This window comes from Streptomyces sp. NPDC002467 (assembly GCF_042889825.1).
GTDB lineage: Bacteria > Actinomycetota > Actinomycetes > Streptomycetales > Streptomycetaceae > Streptomyces.
In genome coordinates this window covers 25961-47295 of sequence record NZ_JBIARJ010000017.1, presented here as the reverse complement: position 1 = coordinate 47295, position 21335 = coordinate 25961, and the positions used below count along the sequence as shown (strand labels likewise).

Below are 21335 nucleotides of genomic sequence, written 5' to 3'. Positions count from 1 at the left end.
CTCCGCCCGTCCCTCCGCTCATGCCTGTGGTGACGGCAGTCTGACGCAGCAGGTCCGCCGTCACCACAGAAGGGTCCGGTTTCGCCGGACCCGGTCAGCCGGGCCGGGTCACTCGAGCACCTCCGTCACGGTGCCCGCGCCGACCGTCCGCCCGCCCTCGCGGATCGCGAAGCCGAGCCCCGACTCCAGCGGGACGTCCCGCCCGAGCTCGACGGTCATCGTGACCGTCTCCCCCGGCCGGACCAGGCCCGCCTCGCCCAGGTCCACGTCCCCCACCACGTCGGCGGTGCGGATGTAGAACTGCGGCCGGTATCCGGTGGCGACCGGCGTCGTACGACCTCCCTCGCGCCCGGACAGCACGTACACGCGCGCGCTGAAGCGGCGCTTCGGCGTCACGCTGCCGGGGGCCGCCACGACGTGTCCGCGGCGCACCCCGTCGCGGTGCACCCCGCGCAGCAGCAGCGCGACGTTGTCCCCGGCCTCGGCGGACTCCATCGGCTTGCCGAAGGTCTCCAGGCCGGTGACGACCGTCTCCACGGGCTCGCCGTCGCCGCCGAGCACGCTCACGCGGTCGCCGATCCGTACGGTCCCCCGCTCGACGGCGCCGGTCACGACGGTGCCGCGCCCGGTGATCGTCAGCACGTTCTCCACCGGCAGCAGGAACGGGGCCTCCGTGTACCGCACCGGCGTCGGCACGTACGTGTCCACCGCGTCCAGCAGCGCCTGGATCGCACCAGTCCACTGCGGGTCGCCCTCCAGCGCCCCGAGTCCGGAGACCCGTACGACCGGGGTGCTGTCGCCCCCGTAGCCGTGCGCGGTGAGAAGCTCCCGGACCTCCAGCTCGACCAGGTCGGTCAGCTCGGGGTCCCCCGCGTCGGCCTTGTTGAGGGCCACCACGATGTGGTCGACGCCGACCTGCCGGGCCAGGAGCACGTGCTCGGCGGTTTGCGGCATGACCCCGTCGAGCGCGGAGACGACGAGGATCGCCCCGTCGAGCTGGGCGGCGCCCGTCACCATGTTCTTGATGTAGTCGGCGTGCCCGGGCATGTCGACGTGGGCGTAGTGGCGGGTGTCGGTCTCGTACTCGACGTGCGTGAGGTTGATGGTGATCCCCCGCCGGGCCTCCTCCGGGGCCCGGTCGATGCGGTCGAAGGGCACGAAGGACGCGCCCCCGCGCTCGGCGAGGACCTTGGTGATGGCGGCGGTGAGGGTGGTCTTGCCGTGGTCGACGTGACCCATGGTGCCGATGTTGAGGTGCGGCTTGGTCCGCACGAAAGCCGTCTTGGCCATGATGTTTTCCCGTGCTCGAAGCTGGAACGGGACCCCTGAACCGAGCCGACCCTCCCCCTGCGGGGTCCGCCGGACGATCCGGGAAGGGTCAGCTTCGTGCGCCGTCGAATGCGGCGAAGGGAAATGCCTCTGCGGGAACGGCAGCCTTCGGCGCGTCCGCGACTGCGGACGGTGCGACGAGGAAGGCGTACCGGGACATGCCCCAGATCCTGCCGGACGGACTGCCGCCCGTCGAATGAATTAACGGCGGGATCTCCGGCGAAGTGCCGTGCGCTCAGAGGTTCTTCAGTGCCTCGCGCACGGACAGCGGTGACAGGGAGCCGCGTTCGTCCTCGACGAAGGCGCGCACCGCGGCGGGATCGGTCTTCGCGTACTCGCGCAGGGCCCAGCCGATCGCCTTGCGCAGGAAGAAGTCGGGGTGTCCGGCCCGGCGGCGGCAGTGGGCGAAGAGCCGTTCGGCGTCGGTGGCGTCCTTGTAGCGGAGCTGGTGCAGGAGGGCCGCACGGGCGAGCCAGACGTCCTCGTCCTCGATCCACTCGTCCATGACGGCGCCCAGATCCGGGTCGGCGGCCACCAGCGGGCCGACGGTGTGCGCGGCCAGCAGGTCGACGGTGTCCCACCACGGGACGGTGACGAGCAGGTGCCGGACCACGGGCAGGAAGCCGGAGGAGCAACGGGCCACGTGGCGGCGCAGGTAGTCGACGGCGAAGTAGTGGTACTCGCGCTCCGGGAGGCGCCAGCAGCGGAGGGCGAGCGCCGCGCAGTCCGACTCCGACGGCCCGGGGGCGCCCTTGGTCACCGCTTTCGACAGTTCGCGGCGCAGCGGGGCGGGGATGCCGAGGAAGGGCGCGACATCCTTCATGTACGCCGCCATGGCCTCGGCCCGCACGGGGTCGGCGGCCGGCGCGTAGGTGTCGGTGAGCCGTTCCAGGAGGGTGTCCGCGGGGGCGCTGCGGGGAACCCTCGGGGTTCGCCCGTCGTTCGACGGCATGAGGCACAGATTACGGCGCGGCGCCCGGGTGGTCGGTTAGTCTCCCGGAATGTCCCTCCTCCTCACGCCGTGGGCCCGGCTGTCGCTGCTCGTCGTGCTGCTCGCGGCCGCCGGCGTCTGCGTGCTGCTGTTCGAGCCCCAGCGCCTGCTCTCGGAGGGCTGGCCGCCGGGCCTCCCCGTGCCCGCGGCGGTCGCGCTGTTCGCGGCCGCGTACGGGGTGTGCGCGGCCGCCTTCGTGCCGCGTCCCCTGCTCAACCTCGCCGCCGGAGCCGTCTTCGGTACCCAGGCGGGCCTCGTGGCGGCGCTCGCCGGTACCGTCCTCGCGGCCGGCATCGCCTTCGGCCTGGGCCGGGTGCTGGGCCAGGAAGCGCTGCGTCCGCTGCTGCGCGGCCGGTGGCTCCAGGCGGCCGACGGCCAGCTCAGCCGGCACGGCTTCCGCTCGATGCTCGCCGTCCGGCTCTTCCCCGGCATGCCCTTCGTGGTGGCCAACTACGGCGCGGCGGTCTCCCGGTGCGGCTGGTCTCCGTTCCTCCTCGCGACGGCGCTCGGGTCCGTCCCCAACACCACGGCCTACGTGATAGCAGGCGCCAACGCCTCCTCCCCCGGATCACCCGCGTTCCTCGTCTCGTTCGGCTTCATCGTGGTCTCCGTGGTGGGCGCCGGAGCGGTCGCCTGGCGCAAGCGGCACCGGCTCGCACCGCCCCGGAACGGGGGCGCGGCGTACGAGCCGGCGCCGGGGCACCCCCCAGTGGTCACCGCCGCTCCGCACGGGCCCTAGCATCGGGGGCGAACTGCCCGACGATCACAAGGACGAGCGCACCCCGACATGAGCTGGTTCGAATCCCTAATCCTCGGTCTCGTCCAGGGGCTTACGGAGTTTCTCCCGATCTCCTCCAGCGCCCATCTGCGGCTGACCGCGGCGTTCGCCGGCTGGCAGGACCCGGGCGCGGCTTTCACGGCCATCACGCAGATCGGCACCGAGGCCGCCGTACTGATCTACTTCCGCAAGGACATCGCGCGGATCGTCTCCACCTGGTTCCGCTCGCTGTACACCAAGGCACTGCGCTCCGAGCAGGACGCCAAGATGGGCTGGCTGGTGATCGTCGGCTCGATCCCGATCGGTGTCCTCGGCCTCGCCTTCAAGGACCAGATCGAGGGCCCGTTCCGCGACCTGCGCCTGACCGCCACGACCCTCATCGTGATGGGCATCGTCCTCGGCGTCGCGGACCGGATGGCCGCGCGTGACGAGGAGGGCGGCCGGCACCGTGCCATCCGCGAGCGCAAGACGCTGCGGGAGCTCGGCGTCAAGGACGGCCTGATCTTCGGTCTCTGCCAGGCGATGGCCCTGATCCCGGGCGTCTCCCGCTCCGGGGCCACGCTCTCCGGCGGTCTGTTCCTGGGCTTCACCCGCGAGGCGGCGGCCCGTTACTCCTTCCTCCTCGCCATCCCGGCCGTGCTGGCCTCGGGTCTGTTCGAGATCAAGGACGTCATCGAGAGCCCGGGCCACATCACCTGGGGTCCGACGATCTTCGCGACGGTCATCGCCTTCTTCGTCGGCTACGCGGTCATCGCGTGGTTCATGAAGTTCATCTCGAACAAGAGCTTCATGCCCTTCGTGATCTACCGGGTCCTGCTGGGCATCCTCCTGTTCATCCTGGTCTGGGCGGGTGTGCTGAGCCCGCACGCGGGCGAGTCCGGGTCCTGAACCCGGGCCGCACTCCCCTTACGGCGTGCGCGTCCGCAAAGCGAGGGTTGACGCGGAAGGGCCCGCACGGCTTGCCGTGCGGGCCCTTCCGTACAACGGCGATGGCGCCTTCCCCACGTCCCCGTTGATCGCGAGGACCTGGAGGACCCGGATGTCCCCGGCCGCCGTGATCTCATCCGGCGCGCGGCGGAGTACCAACGGCTCCTGGTTGAGTGGGAGCCCCGCCGACTGGGCGGGTCCTGCTGAAGTCGAACTGGTGATGTCGGCGCCGAGTTGACCACTTTGGCGTGCCGGCCAGACCCCGCGAGTCGCACCAGTCCTCGTAGCCAAAGGATTCAGGGGTACGAACCAGGGCTCGGGTGCGTGCCGCCCAGCTGCCGATCCAGGTTCCACCGGTCGACGTCGCCCCGTCGGTCAGCGTCGAGGCATGGGCGCAGCCATCGGCGGGGAACTTCCCGGCAGAGGGTTTGGGCCGAGGGCACTGCACCGGATCCATGCGACCTGCGATCCTCGCAACGTCACATCGGCCCGGGATCAGGGCTCAGGGCCCTTCCAGACCTGTTCGCCTATGCCCAGGCCAAAGGGATCACGCTGCGGATCGACGGTACCGAAGTGCAGGTACTCTGCCCGAAGGCGCGGCGGCCGGGCCGTGAGCGTCTGCACCCGAACGTGAAAGCCGAAGTCGATTCCGGCCATGCCGGCCTGGCCCGCGACTTCCCCGGCCAGGTCAGCGCCCCGCCGAAGAAGCCGGCGACGGACGCCGGGCCGTCCGAGCGCACCTTCTCGCTACCCGTGCCGCGCTCATTCGGACACGGCGAGGCGAGGTTGCCGGTGTCACGCTTGACCACCGGCTCACTCCGGGGCGGAAACCGCTGATCTCCAATGCCCGCCAAAGCGGACCAAGCCCAACAAAAGCCCCGACTCATCGGGCAGTTTCTGCGTGCGCCCTCAGGTCAGCGCAGGCCGTCCGTGTCGTCGATTTCTTCGCCGATCGGGAGTGGCCGATGGGCGCCCCCCAGGGACTCGGCCTCGGTCTCGCCATAAACGACCGAGGAGACCGCCCTGTCGTACGCCTCGTCGAGGCCGTTCCCGCTTGCGTCGAGGATGTTTTCCCAGTCAATTCCCATACCTATGATCCTATCCGAACTGCCCGACAGTCGCGGCGATTTGTGACACTACGGCCGTGCGGCCGCACGGCCTTGAGCTACACCTGATCGACGGATCCATGGGCCCGTGGCCAGCCGAAGGCCACCCAGGACAATGTTCTTCTCGACGCCGCTGTCACGCCGTTCGAGCCGGCACCATCGACCTGCGCGCCGCGCACGGTTCACCGGTGGGGCGCACTGGCGGCGGCCTCTACTACGGAAAACGCGGGCGACGCCCCCCAGTCGAAGGGACGCACGGATCCACACGACCGGCGTGAGCGACGACGTGCCGCACGCGATGGTGCACCGGCACACGGGAGGGGCCGGGAGGGCTCCGTCGGCATACGACTTCCACAGTCTGCGGGCTGGTCATGTCACCCGGACACGCCGGGACGACGCGAGCACCGAGGGGTCACGCAGGCCGGCCGGTGGCGGAAACCGAGACGGCGAACGTCTGCGACCGGAAGTTCAACCCGGCCGCCCGCAACAGCGTCATGCGCCTGGGCCTGCACCCTCTCCGGCCGGCTTGTTGCGGACACCACGCATCCGGGCATCGAGGGAGGCCTGGGTCTCAGGGTCGAGTTCGTGGTCGCCGGCGGTTTCAGGGTTGACGCTCAGCGCGTGAGAGCTGAAGGCCTCCCGCTCGGCGGAGAGTTGCTGGATGGTCTGGGTGATCCGGTGGATCTTCTGCCGCAGCCTCTCCCGCTCCTGCTCGGCGATGGCGAGCTCGGCGAGCTGTTTCTGGATCTCAGCCTCGTTTTCCCGGGCGTAGTTGTCGCTGACCAGTGTGATCAGCGGAACCCCGAGAGCCTCGGCAGCGGTGACCGCCTCGTCGAGCCTGACCGCACGGGTCTGCTGCTCGATGCGCGTGATGGCGGTGGAGTCAACGTTCGTGCCAAGCAGTGCGGCCATACGGCGCGCCAGCTCTGCCTGGCTGATGCCGAGGCGTTCGCGCTCCTGACGAAGCCGGCGGGCGAAGAGGTCACCGGGCAGTGAGTTCATGGCGGTTTGACACTTCCTGGTGAAGATCGCGATCGACGGGGGTAGGCGGGGGCGGCCCACCTCGGAATCGAGCAGGCCGCCGTCGGGGCAGTGCTGGGGCAGTGCTGGGGCAGCACCTTACACATCCGACACTGCGGATTCCACAGGCATCCGCCGCACCTCCACGGCCACGCGCCACCTCCACGACCACGCGCCGGACGTCGATTCGCCTCGTTTCCCAGCCCCTCTCAATGCTCTATCGATAGACCCCGACACACCCCTACGCACCACCATTCGAATGGTGTAGGTTAGCCACTCAAGATGCACACGTATACGAGTCGGCAAGAGGGGTCGATGGACGCCATCGATCACCCGAGCTCCTATCGCGACCTGCCATGATGGGCAGTCTGCGCTTGTTGTCTTGCTACTCGATGCCACGTCACTGAATGAATCGAAAGGTGAGAGGAAAGAAGTATGCCGAAGACCTACGGGGCAGACGTCCTCACACAGGCACCCCTGCCGAGCGCCGCCTGGGACCTGACCAGCTTCCTGACGAACGCCAAGGGCCAGGTCCAGCTCTGGGGAGGTTCCGTACTCATGCTGCTGGGTGTTGTCGGCCTGGTCTGGGGCGGTGTGCTCTTGATCAAGAAGCTGATGGCCAACCCGCAGTCCGCCGGCCAACAGCAGGGTTGGGGCACGATCGCGCTCCTCGTTCTCGTCGGCGGAGCTTTGAGCACCGGCGGGTGGACGCTGATCCAGACGATCGGCTCCGGCGGCCAGCAGACCATTACGGATCTCGGCGGCGGCACGGTGATCGTGCAGACCCTCGACCAGGTCAGCGGATTCCTGAGCGGCCCTTCCAAGTAAGGGGCCGTCACAGACTGCGCACACGAACGGTGACAGAGGCATCGAGCGAACCGGGTCGGTTGAGGTGCAAGGCCTCTTCCGACCCGGTTCGCCATATCCGGGCTCGCAGCACGGTGCAGGCGCGAAGGAGAGCAGAACATGGGGATCAAGGACAAGGCGCAGTCCGTCAGCAGGAAGTTCAAGCTTGACTCGCACCACGCGATCGAGCGCTTTGGGGTGTTCTTCGGCGTCTTCGCGGTCACGGGCGCGATCGCGCTCAGCGCATCAGGGGTCTCGGCATACCAGGCGGAGCGTAACTCGCTGTCGCAGACGGCGCTGTACACCCGCGACTTCAAAACGTCGAAGACGAATCTCGACGGCACCGTGGACGGGGTCTACACCAACGAGAGCGGCAACAAGGCGCTCGTGATGATGCACTTCAGCCCGACCGCTCAGATCTCGTACAACGCCGCGGACTACAGGGCGTTCCTGCTCGGGTCGGACACCTCGCTCAACAGCGAGCCGGTCAGCACCACCGGGATCAAGGGCTCCCTCTACACCTTCGGCTCGACCGGCTACATCGGGGTCCTCCTGCACGCCGACCGGCCCTTCGACCGTCAGGTGTTGAATCTGACGGTCCGTGCGAACGCCGAACTCACCACGCCCGGAGTGCAGCAGAAGCAGAGCAGCGGCAAGCTGGCCGGCGACGAGACCTTCTCCAAGTACGACCAGTGGCGGGTCTTCTTCAACCCCGGTGCGTCCGGGGTCCGGAAGATCGCGGCACTCAACGCGCCGACCTTCGATCCCGCGCAGGCCTACTACGGGGTCGCACTCAAGGAGAAGGAGACCGAGGCCAGAAAGGCCTTGGACCAGAAGCTCGTCGAGATGCGCGCGAATCTGACGCAGATTCGGTCTTATACGTCCGACCTGCAGACGACGAAGATCGACGGGCTGTTCCTGCGTCCGCCGACCGTTCCGGCCTCGATCGCCACCGACAAGATCACGGGGGCCTCCGCAACCGAGGCGAAGGACGGTGTCTCGACGCTGGCGCTGCAGACCAAGCACGTCGCCCCCGGAGGCTTCGACCTCAACTGGCGTGCGGGCAACGTCTACGACGGCTACCTCGATGCCCTGGCGCCGGCCGGACAGAGCTACGCCCAGCTCTTCACCAAGAAGCGTGACGAGGGCTCAGATCCGACGAATCAGCAGATCTCTGACATGCAGTGGACTCTCTCGGATGGCACCAGCCTCACCAAGGACTACCAGTCCTCTGACGTGGCGATGCGCCCGCTCATGAACATCATGAACAACCTTTCACATGCGTATCAGAACTACTCGGCGAACAAGTCCAAGTACCAGTCCGATCTCTCACTCGACCTACTCCGACTGGACGTGAGTCTGCGGGACGTGCAGTCCAACAGCACCATTCGCAACGACAAAGACTTCCTCACCACATTCCACTGAGTGCCGCGAGGAAGTGTCGCACCCTGCTACCTGAATTGAGCCGGAAGGGAAAATAGCATGGCCGCCGACCAACCGAATCGGAGCTCCGAGAAGGAGACGACGCAGGACCACCCGGACACGTCGGTGAGTCAGGAGATACCCCGGCAGGGTCGCGGGACCAAGAGTCTCGGTTCGGCGGCGCCCCTGCGCCAGCACAGCGGGGTGAAGGCGGCGCCGCCTTCATCCAGCAGGGCGAAGGCGGCGCCGCCCACCCATAAGGAGGGCATCGAGAAGCCTCCTGAGGGCAAGGCCACCGTGCCCAAGCAGTTCCCGGGGCGGGAAGCCGGTCCTTCCGGCCCTTCCGGTCCTTCCGATCGTTCCGATCGTTCCGATCGTTCCGCTCCTTCCGGTCCTTCTGGCTCATCTGGCCGATCCGGCACGGCGAACACTGCGCCGAAGATGTCGGAGGCCGGGTCGAAGACACCGGTCAGGGCAGACACCGCAGGCAGGACAGCCGGGGCCACGAATGCCGGCCCCGCGAATACCGGCGCCCCCAATGCCGGCGCCCCCAATGCCGGCGCCCCCAATGCCGGCGCCCCCAATGCCGGGGCGACGAATGCCGGGGCCACAAACGCCGGCGCCACAAATGCCAGCCCCGCGAATGCCGGCGCCACGAATACCGGCGCCGCAAACGCCGGGGCCACAAACGCCGGGGCCACAAACGCCGGCGCCACGAATACCGGCGCCGCAAACGCCGGCGCCACAAACGCCGGCGCCGCAAACGCCGGGGCCGCAAACGCCGGGGCGACGATCAACCAGGGTATGAACGGCGTCGCCGGGAACCTGGCCGGAGGCGCGACCCAGAAGGCGATCGAAGGAGACGGCAGCAGCGCGACCCGTCGTCACGCCGGGCGCTACGCGGGAGCCGCTGTCTCCGGTGCCGTGTCCGGCGCACAGGCCGGCGGGCTTCCGGGAGCCGCCGTTGGCGCAGCGAAGAACCTCGCTGTCGAGGGTGCCCAGGACACGGTCAAAGGCGTGTCCAAGGCCACCGGCGGCAGCCCGGACGCCAAGCCGGCCGACCAGCGCGAGTTGGGTGCAGGCGGCACGGGCTACGAGCGCGGTGCGACGAAGGACGACGAGGGCCTGGGCTCGAAGGCGGCCAAGGGCGTCGCCGTCGGCGGTGGTGCGTCTGCTGCTCCGCCGGCCATGGCCGTGGTCATGGCCATGGCGTTACTGAACTGGCTCAAGTCCATGTTCTTCGCAGCCATGGCGATGGCCGTCAACGCCGGGAAGCTGCTGTGGATGCTCATCGTCAACATCCTCAAGGCTGTTGGTCATGCGATCGCTGCGCCGTTCGTGGCGATCGGCAGCTTCCTGGCCAAGGGGGCCGGCGCGGTCCTGGGCATCACCGTCACTGCGACGATTGCCCCTGTGGCGGCAGCGCTGTCGGGTGCGGTCGCGATGACTGCCACCGTGGCCCTGCTGGGCTCGATCCTGACCGGTGTCCTCAACTCGACGGCGTTGACCGAGGGCAGCATCAACGCGAAGAGGGCGGCGTGCGCCGTCAACGCGGACAACGTCGGCACGGGTTCCGGTGCCACCGTCCCGGCGAACGTGGAGAAGAACGCCAAGGAGATCTACTCGGTACTCAGCAGTTGGGGGATGCCGAAGGCGAACATCGCGGGCATCCTCGGAAACTGGTCGCAGGAGTCCGGGATCGACCCGACGAGTGTGCAGAACTTTCCGACGGGGACGTATGCCATGACCGCCGCGAAGGCCAACGCCGCGCAGAACACGGACAACGGTATCGGTCTTGGGCAGTGGACGTTCGGCCGCAACACGCTGCTGCGCCAGTACGCGCAGGGCAAGCGCGTCGACTGGTTCACGATCAAGGCCCAGTTGGCCTTCATGGTCGATGGTGACAACCCGGGCGACGTTGCGGTCTTCAAGGACATGCTCAGGAAGTCGCAGGGCTCGCCGCGTGCGGCAGCGGTGCACTTTCACGCGAACTGGGAGCGCTCCGCCGACGGCGCGGCCGGGGTCGCCAAACGAGGCGACAACGCCGAGATGTGGTTCGGCAAGATGAGCGGCTGGTCGGTCGACAGCTCGGTCGTGGGTGGCGTCGAGGACATCGTCGGCGGGATCATCGACAACATATCGAACGGGATCGACACGATCCTGGGAAACTGCGCCTCCACGGCCGGTGGTTCCGTCTCGCCGAAGGACGGCGGGATGACGCAGGAGGAGGCCCAGGCCCTCGTCGACCTCTTCAACAAGGAGGGCGACAAGTTCCTCGACGACCGGTACGGTCCGGGCGGCGGCCCTGGTTCCTGCGGCGACAACCACGCGATGAACTGCGTGAGCTTCTCGACCTACTTCGTGAACAAGTACACGACGTTCCAGGCCTACCCGTCCGGTGATGGCAAGCAGACGGCCTACACGATCGCCGCGGAGACCGGCAAGACGATGCAGTCGACCCCTGTCCCCTACTCGGTCGGGTCCGGGCCGGGATCCACTTCCGTCGGCCACACCCTCGTGGTGCTCGGCGTCCAGGGGGACAAGGTCATCGTCGGTGAGGCCGGCTGGTGCGCCTACATGGGCCGGGTCCGCGTCGACAGCGCGGCGCGGATGGCCGCCCAGGGCTGGAAGTTCGTGGACATGTCGGATGCGATGCTCACCTCCGACAAGATCAAAAAAGCCTGACCCGCAGCATCTGACCTGGGAGGAAGAAGCCGGTGCTCGGCGATCCGGGCACCGGCTTCTTCGTGTCCGAGTCAGGTCCGCGCGCCGGTTCCGCCTTCGACGCTCTTGCTGAATGGATTCGAACTCGGCCATGAATGGCTTTTGATATAGGCTTGAGTCGTTTATGAGAACAACGCGGAGTGAGGAGCGTTCCGTGACGACAACCCCTGACGAGTCCGAGAGCACAGGATCGGCACAGGAGAGCGAGTCGATGCCCGAGGAGAAGCCCGCGGTATCGAAGACGCACACGAAAGTCACCGGAGTCGAGCTCGAAGAACGCTTCGCGAGCTGGATGACGCGCCGGCGCGAGAAGGGCCAGTCCCACGCCCCGGCGGACAACGCGCGCCTGCTCCGCCGCGGCGTCACCGCGGTGATGAGTGCCGGGATCCTCGCCCTGGTCATCACTGCGGGCGTGACCGGCGAGAGCTTCAAGACGACCACGGCGGACAACGAGGCCCGGATCCTCCAGCTCGCGGGGCAGTTGGACGACGCCCGGTCCACGCCCACGAAGGCGGACGCCGGCGCGCAGTTGTCAAAGCTCGCCGAGGCGGCGGCCGCCGACGCGAAGAAGGTCGAGGAGGGCGAGCAGACCTTCGCCGCGCTGTACCACCGGGCCGGTGTCCAGCCCAGCCAGAACAACGGGGCTCCGAACCAGGCCACGCTGGAAATCGTCGAGCACCGACGGGACCTGGCGCCGCTGTTCACCAAGGACTCCTTCGTCGTCAGCGACAAGGAGGCGTACAGCACCTCGTCGCTGACGCCGTTCGATGCGACCACCGAGATCGATCCGCGCCACGCCTGGTACATCCGCTACGACGGCGACAAAGCAGCCGCCCCGAGCACGTACGCGTGGAAGGTCGAGACGGTGATGCCCGATCTGAGCGTGAAGGGCGGCTCGGGCGCGACGAACCAGGCAAGGGTCGTCTGGCTGTGCCGGGACACGACGAGCGGCGAGGTGCTCGCCTGGGCGAGCGCGCGTTACGTGCGCAATGGCACGGCGGGGGCCTTCGACCACTTGGCCCTCGTGGTAACCGCCGCCGGGTCTCAGTACGAGAACCCGGCGGTCAAGATGCCGGTCGGGTCCGGAGTACCCGAACTCGGCGGCACGGGCACACAGGAGGAGAGCGGGAAGCGATGACGGAGCAGACGGCAGCACCCGCGCGGCGGGGATTCTTCCGGCGCAACCTCTCCGCACTGGGGACGGCAGCGGTCCTCGCGGTCGTAGCGACGGTCGGCGGAGCGACCTGGAGCAGCCGGCACGCGGCCCAGGTCGAGCAGGAAGCCCGGATCAACGATATCGAGGGACATCTGGCGGCAGTCCGCAAGAGTCGCGCCGAGCAGGTGAACGCTGACGTCATGGCGGCCCTGGGTGTCAGCCAGAGTCGGCTGAGCACCGACGGTGAGCGCATCAAGTCACTGCTCTCGATGGCCTTCACGTGGGACTCGGGGCAGAGCTACGAGGCTGCGCGCGAGAGCCTGAAGCGTCGGTTCGACCTCACCGAGAACGAGATGTTCCTGAAGTCGTTCATGCCCCCGTCGAGGTTCAACGAGGACTCCCAAGGGCGGCGTTACTACTACATCGACGCGGTCGGCCTGAACTCGGCCCTCGGCGCGGATCCGGACATGGAGGTCATCGACGCCAAGGCGGGCGTCTACACCTACGCCGTCCTTGCCGACGTCGAGGTCACCTCCGACGCGACGTCCCAGAACAAGGCGAGCAAAGCCAGCGTCACGGCGTACCGGCGCGCGCTGCTCTTCGTCACGGTCGACGCCCAGGGCAAGGTCTCGAACCTCTCCGGCGTGCCGGCGAGCGGCGAGACTCGCCATTCCAAATGACTCACACCTCCTTTCGACTCGCCTCACTGATAGAGTTAGGCTGGTATTCGAGTAGAACGGCGAGTTGAGGGGCAATGGCATCGACGCAGGCCGATGAGTCGAGCGGGTCCGCGGTACGCAAGACGCGCTTCGTCGCGACGTCCGCGGCCTCGCAGGAGGGCGCGGACACTCCTGAGCGCACGGAGCCCGCGGGCAGCCTGCGCAAGCGCACCCTTGCGGCCGGCCTGAGCATGGGTGTCGGCGCAGTGCTGTGCTTCGTACTCTCCGCGGGAATCTCCGACGGCCCGAGCGCGGTGCGCGGTACGGCCGTACCGGAGGTGTCCTCTCTGCGGGAGCAGATCAGGATCACCGAGGCGAAGACCGCGGCGCTACCGAAGGCCGACGACGCCGAGCGCGGTCTGACCGCGGCCCTGACGGCGGCCGGTCAGGTCGCGAAGCTGCAGAACGACTACCGCTACCTGACGCCCAACCTGGCGGCGAACGGCGGCAAGCTCGACCCGGCGACGTCTCAGTCGACGCTGCGCAATCTCATCCCCTACTTCGCCCCCTCGGTACACCAGGGGGACCTGGGCCCGTGGTACCTGCTAGCCGGCGACAAGGACGTACCGGCCGGCGTCGGGATCCCGATGAGCTTCGACTCCGGCTTCGAGTGGGCCGGCCAGGTGCCTTACCTGGTCAACGACGACGGCACCATCGCCGTGACCTGGCTGGCGACGGAGACCAGGACCGGTGCGGGCGAGAAGCCGGCGCTGCTGGCCTGGGCCCGCGCCGACTACGACCTGGTCCGCAACGCGTTCGTGAACATCCGGACCGGTACGACGGCCACGGGCGAGGCTCTGAAGCAGGAGGTGAAGGCACCGTGAACGAGGAGATCAAGGACAAGTTGCGCCCCCACGCCGGGAGGATCCTGCTCGGCGGCACCGGGGCGCTGCTCGCGCTCTCGGTGGTCACACTCGGAGCCGGCCTGATCAGCGACGGTTCGGCTGCCTCGGGCACCCAGGACAACGCGGTCGTCCAGAAGCTCGAAGGCAACCTCAGCGCCGCCCGGACCGAGCTCGCAGCACGGCACACGGCGCTGCTGGCCAAGCTGCCGGGCGTGGACATCGAGCGGGTGAACCGTGACAGGACGACGGGTCGGTCCCTTCTGCTCGGCCTCACGGACAGCTCGGCGTCGAGCCGTACCGTCAAGGAGCAGCAGGCGCTGCTCGACGCGCGCTACGGCTTCCTCGACCACGAGTCCCGGGTACTGACCGAGTTCGTGCCGGAGTGGATGGCGGCGACCGGAGCCACGAAGGGCGCCGGGACGACGTACGCGCTTGCCGATCTGGACGTTCACGTGAGTCGGGTGCAGGGCCTGAACTACTCCTACACGGGGGTGGCCCGTCTCGATCCGGTCCGCGTCGGACCGGATCAGAGCGGCGCTGCCAAGAGCGAGTTCGTGGTCCTCGCCTACTCCACCTCCCAGGACGGCACGGCGACGTCGCTGGACGCCTATCGGGCCTCCGGCAAGACCCGCGACGCCCTCGTCGGCGCCGGCGGGGAACAGTCCTCCCCCAAGCCGAAACGGTGAGCGAAGCGCCCACCGTTTCGGCACGCACCCCAGAAGACCTCTACGAGACGTAAGGACACGAACATGTCGACTCAGGCCCTGGAGAAGACCGAGACGACTGTCCCGACGAGCACGGCCTCGGCGGCGAGGAAGACCACGGCGAAGCCTGAGAAGGAGCACGAGGATTCGAAGCCGCGCACCGGATGGCGGCGCCTGGCTCCGAAGAATCAGGCCGGTGGGTTCTCAGTCGTGGTGTGGGCGGGGTTCTTCCGGGCCGTCGTCCTTCTCGCCGACTACCTGCTGGCACTCATCACGGCCGTGGTCGTCATCCCGCTGCTGGGCGCATGGCTGCACCAGCAGTCGGGCGCGTCCCGGGTTGCGCTCAGCGCGGACGGAACCATCGCCATGTGGCTGGTGCCGCTCCTCTTCCTGGTCGCACTGCTCGCCGCGGGCGAGATCGCCGTGATGCGCGGCATGTGGCGCTGGGCAACACGGATGATCGCGAAGATCCAGGACGCCCGGGGCGAGGCGACCGGGGCCGACGTCACACCGAAGTCCACGACCAGGACCACCAACCAGAGCAAGACCAACCGCAAGAGGAGCAAGTGATGCGCACCGCGGGACTGACGATGAACGACGTATGGGCCCACCGCCTCCTGCGCGAACGAGGAGTGGAGACGTACCGGCTGGAGGGGGTGGTCGCCGAACTCGGCGTCATGGTCGAATCGCTCGACCTCAAGCATCGGGGCGCGGAGGAGAACTACCGTCCGTATCTGCACATGACGGGCGAGCTGCGCTCGGTCACCCCTGCCGAGGTCCTGCCGTTCGGTATCTCCCAGGTGACCTACTCCCCCGGCCAGGGCGAGAGGGTGGACGCCTTCTACGAGTTCGACGACCAGCAACTGGTGGTGCTGGCCGGCAAGGGATACTTCACGAGTGGCTTCACCGTGCCCGAGCAGGTCACCGGGATCGAGTGGGAGCTGCCGGCCACGGCGGACATGCTCGTCCTCGCTCCGTCGGAAGTGCAGACCGAAGGCGATGTGCCCGTGGTCTTCACCCAGGTCCACGGCATCGGGGGCTTGGAGATCGATCTCGAGTCCAGCGGCTATGACCTCGCCGGCTACTTCGCCGACCAATCCCAGAACGGCGTCCCGCGGGCCGAGGCCGTGGTCGACGCACGTGGGCTGAAGTCGCGCTCGGACGCGATCAACCCGCTGTTCACCGAGGACGAGCTGGGCCTGGACACCGAGGTCACGCAGGTCGTCGCAGCGCCCGTGCCTGAGGCAGCGCCGGTCGCTGACGGCATGAACGCACGCTTGCGGGAGATCGAGGCGGAGATCGCCGCCGAACGGGAGCAGTACCAGACCGAGCGCGCGAGCACCGAGGGCACCACGGAGAACCTCTACCAGGAGCGCGTGGCTGCACCACTGCACAGGGCTGAAGAGCAGCAGGTGCCGTCCGCTTCCCCGGTCCCGACCCGTGAGGCGCAGCGCGACCTGAACCTGGATCCCGACCTGGAGGCGGAGGAGGAGACACGCCGACGTGAGGTCGAGCCGGTCCCGAGCCTGGACGAGCGCAAGCTCCAGGTGGCCCGGCGTGCGGCCGACCTGGACTTCGGCGTTGACGACGAGCAGAGCTTGGGCTCCTGAGGACGGATCAGGCATGACGTGTGCGGTCCCGGGTGCCGGCTGACAGCAGCCGGGGCCGTAGTGCATCGGTGGCGAGATGGGAGGGAGAGCGCCGATGGGCCTGAAGCAGGACATCGTGATCGTGAATGAGTTCAGCGTGCCGCTGCCCGGCGGCCAGGGATCGCGCGGTGCGACGCCGGGCGACTACGTCACCCGGTACATGGCCCGCGCGCAGGCGACGGAGTCCCTGGCTCCGATCCAGCGTCTGCGCACCGACGACTTCATCCTGCGCTACACGGCGCGGGAGTCCGCGGTCGAGCGCGTCGGCATCTCGCGGGGTGCGACGAAGCACGAGATGCGCCAGGCCCAAGGCGACGGCGGCGTGGCCTTCGGCTACGGCTCGGTCTCGCTCTCGGACGAACAGCTCAAGGCGGCCGGCAAGGACATCCAGCAGCACTTCAGCGCGGGGCACACCGTGTTGAAGACCGTGCTGTCTTTCGACGAGGAGTACCTGCGTAAGCAAAAGATCATCGACGAGGACTTCCACTGCGAAGCCCGCGGTGACTACCGCGGCCACATCGATCAGATGAAGCTGCGCATGGCGATCATGTACGGCCTGGAGCGGATGAGCTCGGGCACCAGCGGCTTCGACGACCTGCGGTACGTGGGGGTCATCCAGGTCGACACCGAGCACGTGCACTGCCACCTGGCCATGGTCGACGGTGGCCGGGGCCGGTTGACGAAGGACGGCACACAGCGCGGCAAGCTACTGGACCGGCACAAGTCCCGGCTCCGCCGAGGCGTCGATGCCTGGCTCGACGAGAAGCAGGCGGTGGCTCACCTCTCCAGCGCCGTCGGCTACGAGCGGCGCAACGTCACCACCTTCATCAAGCGGTGGGCGCACGAGCGAATCCGTGCCGAGTCTCTGCCGCAGTTTCTGGTCGCCTGCCTGCCCGGGGACCGAACGCTTTGGCTCGCCGGCTCGAACGACGCTCGCATGCGCAAGGCGAACCAGCTGGTGACCGAACTCGTGAAGGAGCAGCTCGAACGTGCCGGGTCACCGATGCCGGAGGCAATGGAGCGCATCGTCGACCACGCCAACGGGCGCCGCGCGAAGGAGTCTCTGAGCACGGAGGAATGGCAGGAGCTGGTCGAGCGGGGACGTACGCAGATCACGGAGCGCGCCGTCAACGGCGTCTACCAGATGCTGCGAGCCTTGCAGGAGTCGGAACTTCGAGTGCGCACGCCGATGCTCGAAGTCATGGGGATGGACTATCAGCAGATGGCGGCGCTGGCTGCAGATCGTCAGGCGGACCGCGAGAACACGGAAACCGATCTGGTCTCCTTCGGCTTCCGGCTGCGCAGCTACGCCTCACGTCTGCGGCATCACCGGGAGAAGGTCGGGGTCTATCGCGATCTCACTCACCAGTGGGAACGGGCCGAGAAGGCCGGTGCTGCCGCCGAGGATTCGCGCCCGCTCTACGACTTCTATCGGTTCGAGGAGGACTACCACTGGAGGCTGATGAGCAAGTACCGGCACTTCCTCCCCTTTGTCGGGGATGCAGGCGCATGGCACGAGCAGCAGCAGGACGTGGCGGCTTACGGCCGGCGGCTGCTCTCGCTCATGGCCCTGCGTGCGGATGCCTCTCTGCAGCGGATGAAAGACTCCGAGGAGGCCGAGAACCTGGGCCGGACAATCTACGCTCAGCCCGGCGGCAGGCTCCTGACCGAGGGCAAGCGCGGCCGGGCTGTGCTGGACGCGCGCATTCGGACGATGAAGCAGTCCTATGACCGGAAGCTGGACGGCCTCCGGGCCGATCTGGCTTCCTCCGGCCTGGTGCTGCGCGTGGGGTCGAGCGCCGAGGATCGGGCGAGCACGGAGACGGACGCGGTCAGCACGGACTTCAAGGTCGTCGTCGGTGCCACGTACGACTTCGACGAGGTCAAGGGCTTGGATCTACATCACCTGGGCTACGACTTCGTCACCGACGTCAAAATCGGGCCGCGCGCACACCAGGTCTTCGTCGAGACGGCCAGGGATCGCCGACGGCTGCTGCTGGCGGCGATGGACTACCTGGACCAGTCCGGTCAGGCAGAGGCGATTCGCGATCTGCCGGTGAACGACGTCGCGGCGATGACACGGGTCTCCCGGGAGCTGACGCCCCAGCAGACGGGCCGGGGATCCGGCTCGCTCGTGTTGCGTTCCCGCATCGCGGAGCTGCGCGCCGGGCGCGAGCAGACCGAGCGGATGCGGCGATCCAAGGCTTCCTCGCTGGACGCCGGCCTCGTCGTGCGGGTCCAGGCCCGAGTCGATCAGGCTGTGACCACAGCAGATGCCGAGATGGCATTCGACTCGCATCAGCCGTCCATCTCAACCGCTTTTGAGCGTGACTAGACAGGCTGGTTACGTCTTGTTCGGGCGATGTGACCGATCACGGCCGACTTGTCAGATGACAGTCGGAACAAGTGGAGGGAAGAGATCATGGTACTTATCAAGGGCCAGGGCGCGATGATCGGAGTCAACCTCATCGCGATCGCCTACACGAGGGGCTTCAGCAGGGATGGCAAGTCCCGGTACGCCGACGTCCAGCTCGACGCTCGAGATCCGCGCGGCCAGAAGCAGACGAACCTGCATCTGAAGTCCGATCGGGTCCAGGGCGAGGACGGCAAGGTCCGCTACAACAACGGCGCCCCGTACTCCACCAGTCAGATGGAGGAGATCGCCAAGGCCGCGGGGCCGAACACCGAGCCGATCCTGGACAAGGACGGCAAGGAGGTCGGCACCGTCTACGGCTTCAAGGGCAATGTGATGCCCGCGACGCGCGGCACCGGCCTGGTGGTCAACACCAAGTCCGTCGAGGCCTCCGAGTTCGAGGTCGACAGCACAACGCTGGACAACCAATTGACCTCCATGCGCGCAGCCCGCAAGGCCCAGGCCGCGGCCAGGGAGTCACAGGCTCGGGCTTCGGCCCCCGAGACCGAGCGGGAGCAGGCAGCCGAGGTCGAGGTCGACCAGCCGACGGTCGGCTGAGACCAAGGTCGAAGGTCGAGGCCGAGTCAAGCCCCAAAAGGCCCCTGGAATGACATCCAGGGGCCTTTCGGCTACACGGGGGCGCCTACCTGCCGGTCAGCTCGCACCACCGGAACCGCCGGCGCTACGCGCGCGAGCACTCCTTCACACTCCCTATCAAGCCTCCTATCGAGTACGACTCATGATAGGTTTCGACTGATTTTGCAGTCGAATCGTCAGTCTTGTCGAGAGGGCTTGTGCGGCATGTTTCAAGAGGTGCAGCTCAACGAGCGCTACCGGCTCCTGTCCAAGCTCTCGGAGCCACTGAAGAAGGCCGAGCGCGACATCGTCGGCCGCGAGCACGAGACGACACAGCTGCTGGCCTCGATGAGCCGTCCCGAGCTGTGCAACGCGCTCCTGTTGGCCGAGGCCGGCACAGGCAAGACGGCCCTGGTCCAGGCCACGATGCTGGTGGACAAGGACCGCCTGTACCTGGAGGTGGACCCGGCGCGCATGATCTCCGAGGCGGGCAACGCCGAGAACATGGCGGCGATCCTCAAGGGCTTCTTCGACGAGGCCGAGGACTTCGTCAGAATCGAGAAGCACGAACTGGTCCTCTTCATCGACGAGTTCCATCAGATCGTTCAGCTCTCCGACGCCGCCGTCGAGGCGATCAAGCCGGTCCTCGCCGCATCGGGAACCCGCGGCATCAGGATCATCGCGGCGACGACCTACGAGGAGTTCCACAAGCACATCTCGCCGAACCAGCCGCTCGTCGAGCGACTGCAACGCATCAACCTGAACCCGCCCGACCAGTCGACGACCATCAAGATTCTGCAGGGAATGGCCGAACGATACGGGGTGGCCGACGAGTTCTACGACGACCACATCTTCCGGCAGATCTACGAGTACACCCAGCGCTACATGCCGGCCAGCGCTCAACCGCGCAAGTCGATCCTCGTGCTCGACTCCATGGTCGGCTGGCATCGCCTGACGCACCGGCCGATGGACCGGGACCTGCTCTCGGACGTGCTCATGGAGACCCTGAACGTCAACGTGGCCTTCAAGGTCGACGGCGCGAAGATCAAGAAGCAGTTGGACGAGAAGGTGTTCAGCCAGGAATGGGCGACCAGCGCGGTGGCACGTCGCCTGCAGCTGGCGGTGGCGGACCTCAATGACAAGGGAAAGCCAATGGCGAGCCTGCTGTTCACGGGCTCCACCGGTGTCGGCAAGACCGAACTCACCAAACGACTGGCGAAGTTGCTGTTCGGCGATGACCAGCGGCACCTGATCCGTTTCGACATGACGGAGTACGCCGAGGACTCGTCATTCGCGGCCTTCCGCTCCGAACTCACCAAGCGGGTGTGGGACCTCTCCCACGCCGTGCTGCTTTTCGACGAGGTCGAGAAGGCCTCGGCGATGGTCACGCGCGTGCTGCTACAGGTGCTCGACGACGGCCGGCTCAACGACGACAACAACCGCGAAGTGAGCTTCCTCAACACGTACATCGTTCTGACGACGAACGCCGGCACGGAGATCTACAAGAGCATCTCGCAGTACGCCGCCGACGACACCGGCTCGGGCAAACAGCTGATGGAGTACGAGAAGCTGATCCGCCGCTCCATCTCCTCGACGACGGGCGACAACCGGTTCCCGCCCGAGCTGCTGGGCCGCATCGACGCGATCGTACCCTTCCAGCCGCTGTCGCTGCCGACGCAGCAGAAGATCGTGCGGAAGAAGCTGCGGCAGATGGTGCAGGAGGTGTTCGTCAAGCACAACGTGCGGGTCGACGTCGACGCGAGGGTCCTGCAGTACCTCATCGAGGACAAGGGTGACACCGACTCCGATGCAGGCGGCGCGCGTGCGGCCGTGGCGAAGCTGACCGACGAGGTGACGACCGCGGTGGCGACCTTCCTCAACGAGCACCCCTCAGAGCGACGGATCCGCATTGACGTCGTCGGCGATTTGGTCAGCGACGACAAGAACCTGCTGAGTTCCGATGCCTATATCGAGGTCAGTGCGGTGCGATGAGTCGGTCAAGGCCGACGGGATCTAGTCGACTAACGAGTCGATAGGCCTTCGACACCCTATAGTTGCTTACTCCGACAAGCCAACGATAGGATGCTCGTAAACCAGGCGGACTGTGTTCTTTTGGCGAGGGGATCGGCA

18 protein-coding genes are annotated in these 21335 nt (G+C 67.4%); 14 read left to right on the top strand and 4 right to left on the bottom strand.

The features are described from left to right. Window positions 1–108: 108 nt before the first annotated feature. Window positions 109–1290, bottom strand: a complete 1182-nt coding sequence (tuf, locus tag ACFYYJ_RS30040) for an elongation factor Tu (protein WP_389137149.1) — start codon at window positions 1288–1290, stop codon at window positions 109–111. A 274-nt stretch (window positions 1291–1564) separates the two neighbouring features. Then, complete coding sequence (locus tag ACFYYJ_RS30035; RefSeq protein WP_389137147.1) at window positions 1565–2281, bottom strand: DNA alkylation repair protein; 717 nt, start codon at window positions 2279–2281, stop codon at window positions 1565–1567. A gap of 49 nt (window positions 2282–2330) precedes the next feature. Between ACFYYJ_RS30035 and ACFYYJ_RS30030 the strand changes: the two genes are divergently transcribed. Further along, on the top strand, window positions 2331–3059 hold the full coding sequence (locus tag ACFYYJ_RS30030; protein WP_389137145.1) for a TVP38/TMEM64 family protein: 729 nt from the start codon (window positions 2331–2333) through the stop codon (window positions 3057–3059). 48 nt (window positions 3060–3107) lie between these two features. Continuing rightward, window positions 3108–3986: an undecaprenyl-diphosphate phosphatase gene (locus tag ACFYYJ_RS30025; RefSeq protein WP_389137143.1), complete on the top strand. Its 879-nt coding sequence runs from the start codon at window positions 3108–3110 to the stop codon at window positions 3984–3986. Between the two features lie 953 nt (window positions 3987–4939). On the opposite strand, the gene ACFYYJ_RS30020 is transcribed toward ACFYYJ_RS30025, so the two are convergent. Both ACFYYJ_RS30020 and ACFYYJ_RS30015 read right to left on the bottom strand, forming a co-directional pair. Continuing rightward, a complete protein-coding gene (locus tag ACFYYJ_RS30020; protein ID WP_385360052.1) occupies window positions 4940–5113 on the bottom strand; it encodes a hypothetical protein in 174 nt (57 codons plus the stop codon). Window positions 5114–5623: 510 nt separating this feature from the next. Next, window positions 5624–6133, bottom strand: a complete 510-nt coding sequence (locus ACFYYJ_RS30015; RefSeq protein ID WP_385360050.1) for a helix-turn-helix domain-containing protein — start codon at window positions 6131–6133, stop codon at window positions 5624–5626. 453 nt (window positions 6134–6586) lie between these two features. Here ACFYYJ_RS30015 and ACFYYJ_RS30010 point away from each other — a divergent pair, with 453 nt between their 5' ends. From ACFYYJ_RS30010 to ACFYYJ_RS29955, 12 genes are all read left to right on the top strand, one after another. Further along, window positions 6587–6979, top strand: coding sequence for a hypothetical protein (locus tag ACFYYJ_RS30010; RefSeq protein ID WP_385126794.1), 393 nt, complete (start codon window positions 6587–6589; stop codon window positions 6977–6979). Between the two features lie 138 nt (window positions 6980–7117). Then, window positions 7118–8422 (top strand): hypothetical protein, encoded by a 1305-nt coding sequence (locus ACFYYJ_RS30005; RefSeq protein ID WP_389137140.1) that lies wholly within the window; start codon window positions 7118–7120, stop codon window positions 8420–8422. A gap of 57 nt (window positions 8423–8479) precedes the next feature. Next, a complete protein-coding gene (locus tag ACFYYJ_RS30000) occupies window positions 8480–11104 on the top strand; it encodes a phage tail tip lysozyme (RefSeq protein ID WP_389137138.1) in 2625 nt (874 codons plus the stop codon). 193 nt (window positions 11105–11297) lie between these two features. Continuing rightward, window positions 11298–12281 carry a hypothetical protein gene (locus tag ACFYYJ_RS29995; RefSeq protein WP_389137136.1) on the top strand — a complete coding sequence of 328 codons (984 nt, stop codon included), beginning with the start codon at window positions 11298–11300 and terminating at the stop codon, window positions 12279–12281. Continuing rightward, a complete protein-coding gene (locus ACFYYJ_RS29990; protein ID WP_385360042.1) occupies window positions 12278–12979 on the top strand; it encodes a hypothetical protein in 702 nt (233 codons plus the stop codon). Before ACFYYJ_RS29995 ends, ACFYYJ_RS29990 begins: the two co-directional genes overlap by 4 nt. Before the next feature lie 74 nt (window positions 12980–13053). Further along, entirely contained in the window at window positions 13054–13842 is a 789-nt protein-coding gene (locus tag ACFYYJ_RS29985; protein ID WP_389137133.1) for a hypothetical protein, read from the top strand. Further along, window positions 13839–14549, top strand: a complete 711-nt coding sequence (locus tag ACFYYJ_RS29980) for a hypothetical protein (protein ID WP_389137131.1) — start codon at window positions 13839–13841, stop codon at window positions 14547–14549. Before ACFYYJ_RS29985 ends, ACFYYJ_RS29980 begins: the two co-directional genes overlap by 4 nt. Window positions 14550–14612: 63 nt before the next feature. After that, a complete protein-coding gene (locus ACFYYJ_RS29975; protein WP_385360036.1) occupies window positions 14613–15137 on the top strand; it encodes a hypothetical protein in 525 nt (174 codons plus the stop codon). Next, window positions 15137–16177, top strand: coding sequence for a hypothetical protein (locus tag ACFYYJ_RS29970; RefSeq protein ID WP_389137129.1), 1041 nt, complete (start codon window positions 15137–15139; stop codon window positions 16175–16177). The genes ACFYYJ_RS29975 and ACFYYJ_RS29970 overlap by 1 nt, the downstream gene beginning before the upstream one ends. A 94-nt stretch (window positions 16178–16271) precedes the next feature. Then, window positions 16272–18551, top strand: a complete 2280-nt coding sequence (gene mobL / locus ACFYYJ_RS29965) for a relaxase MobL (protein WP_389137127.1) — start codon at window positions 16272–16274, stop codon at window positions 18549–18551. 87 nt (window positions 18552–18638) lie between these two features. After that, window positions 18639–19187, top strand: coding sequence for a hypothetical protein (locus ACFYYJ_RS29960; RefSeq protein ID WP_389137125.1), 549 nt, complete (start codon window positions 18639–18641; stop codon window positions 19185–19187). Window positions 19188–19442: 255 nt separating this feature from the next. After that, window positions 19443–21197, top strand: coding sequence for an AAA family ATPase (locus ACFYYJ_RS29955; protein WP_385360028.1), 1755 nt, complete (start codon window positions 19443–19445; stop codon window positions 21195–21197). Window positions 21198–21335: the final 138 nt, after the last annotated feature.

Excerpts from the sequence above, each read along its gene's own strand:
- tuf (WP_389137149.1), bottom strand. The coding sequence starts at position 1,290 with ATGGCCAAGACGGCTTTCGTGCGGACCAAGCCGCACCTCAACATCGGC.
- ACFYYJ_RS30025 (WP_389137143.1), top strand. The coding sequence starts at position 3,108 with ATGAGCTGGTTCGAATCCCTAATCCTCGGTCTCGTCCAGGGGCTTACG.
- ACFYYJ_RS30030 (WP_389137145.1), top strand. The coding sequence starts at position 2,331 with ATGTCCCTCCTCCTCACGCCGTGGGCCCGGCTGTCGCTGCTCGTCGTG.
- ACFYYJ_RS30005 (WP_389137140.1), top strand. The coding sequence starts at position 7,118 with ATGGGGATCAAGGACAAGGCGCAGTCCGTCAGCAGGAAGTTCAAGCTT.
- ACFYYJ_RS29960 (WP_389137125.1), top strand. The coding sequence starts at position 18,639 with ATGGTACTTATCAAGGGCCAGGGCGCGATGATCGGAGTCAACCTCATC.
- ACFYYJ_RS30015 (WP_385360050.1), bottom strand. The coding sequence starts at position 6,133 with ATGAACTCACTGCCCGGTGACCTCTTCGCCCGCCGGCTTCGTCAGGAG.
- ACFYYJ_RS29985 (WP_389137133.1), top strand. The coding sequence starts at position 13,054 with ATGGCATCGACGCAGGCCGATGAGTCGAGCGGGTCCGCGGTACGCAAG.
- ACFYYJ_RS30020 (WP_385360052.1), bottom strand. The coding sequence starts at position 5,113 with ATGGGAATTGACTGGGAAAACATCCTCGACGCAAGCGGGAACGGCCTC.
- ACFYYJ_RS30000 (WP_389137138.1), top strand. The coding sequence starts at position 8,480 with ATGGCCGCCGACCAACCGAATCGGAGCTCCGAGAAGGAGACGACGCAG.
- ACFYYJ_RS29990 (WP_385360042.1), top strand. The coding sequence starts at position 12,278 with ATGACGGAGCAGACGGCAGCACCCGCGCGGCGGGGATTCTTCCGGCGC.
- ACFYYJ_RS29975 (WP_385360036.1), top strand. The coding sequence starts at position 14,613 with ATGTCGACTCAGGCCCTGGAGAAGACCGAGACGACTGTCCCGACGAGC.
- ACFYYJ_RS29970 (WP_389137129.1), top strand. The coding sequence starts at position 15,137 with ATGCGCACCGCGGGACTGACGATGAACGACGTATGGGCCCACCGCCTC.
- mobL (WP_389137127.1), top strand. The coding sequence starts at position 16,272 with ATGGGCCTGAAGCAGGACATCGTGATCGTGAATGAGTTCAGCGTGCCG.
- ACFYYJ_RS30010 (WP_385126794.1), top strand. The coding sequence starts at position 6,587 with ATGCCGAAGACCTACGGGGCAGACGTCCTCACACAGGCACCCCTGCCG.
- ACFYYJ_RS30035 (WP_389137147.1), bottom strand. The coding sequence starts at position 2,281 with ATGCCGTCGAACGACGGGCGAACCCCGAGGGTTCCCCGCAGCGCCCCC.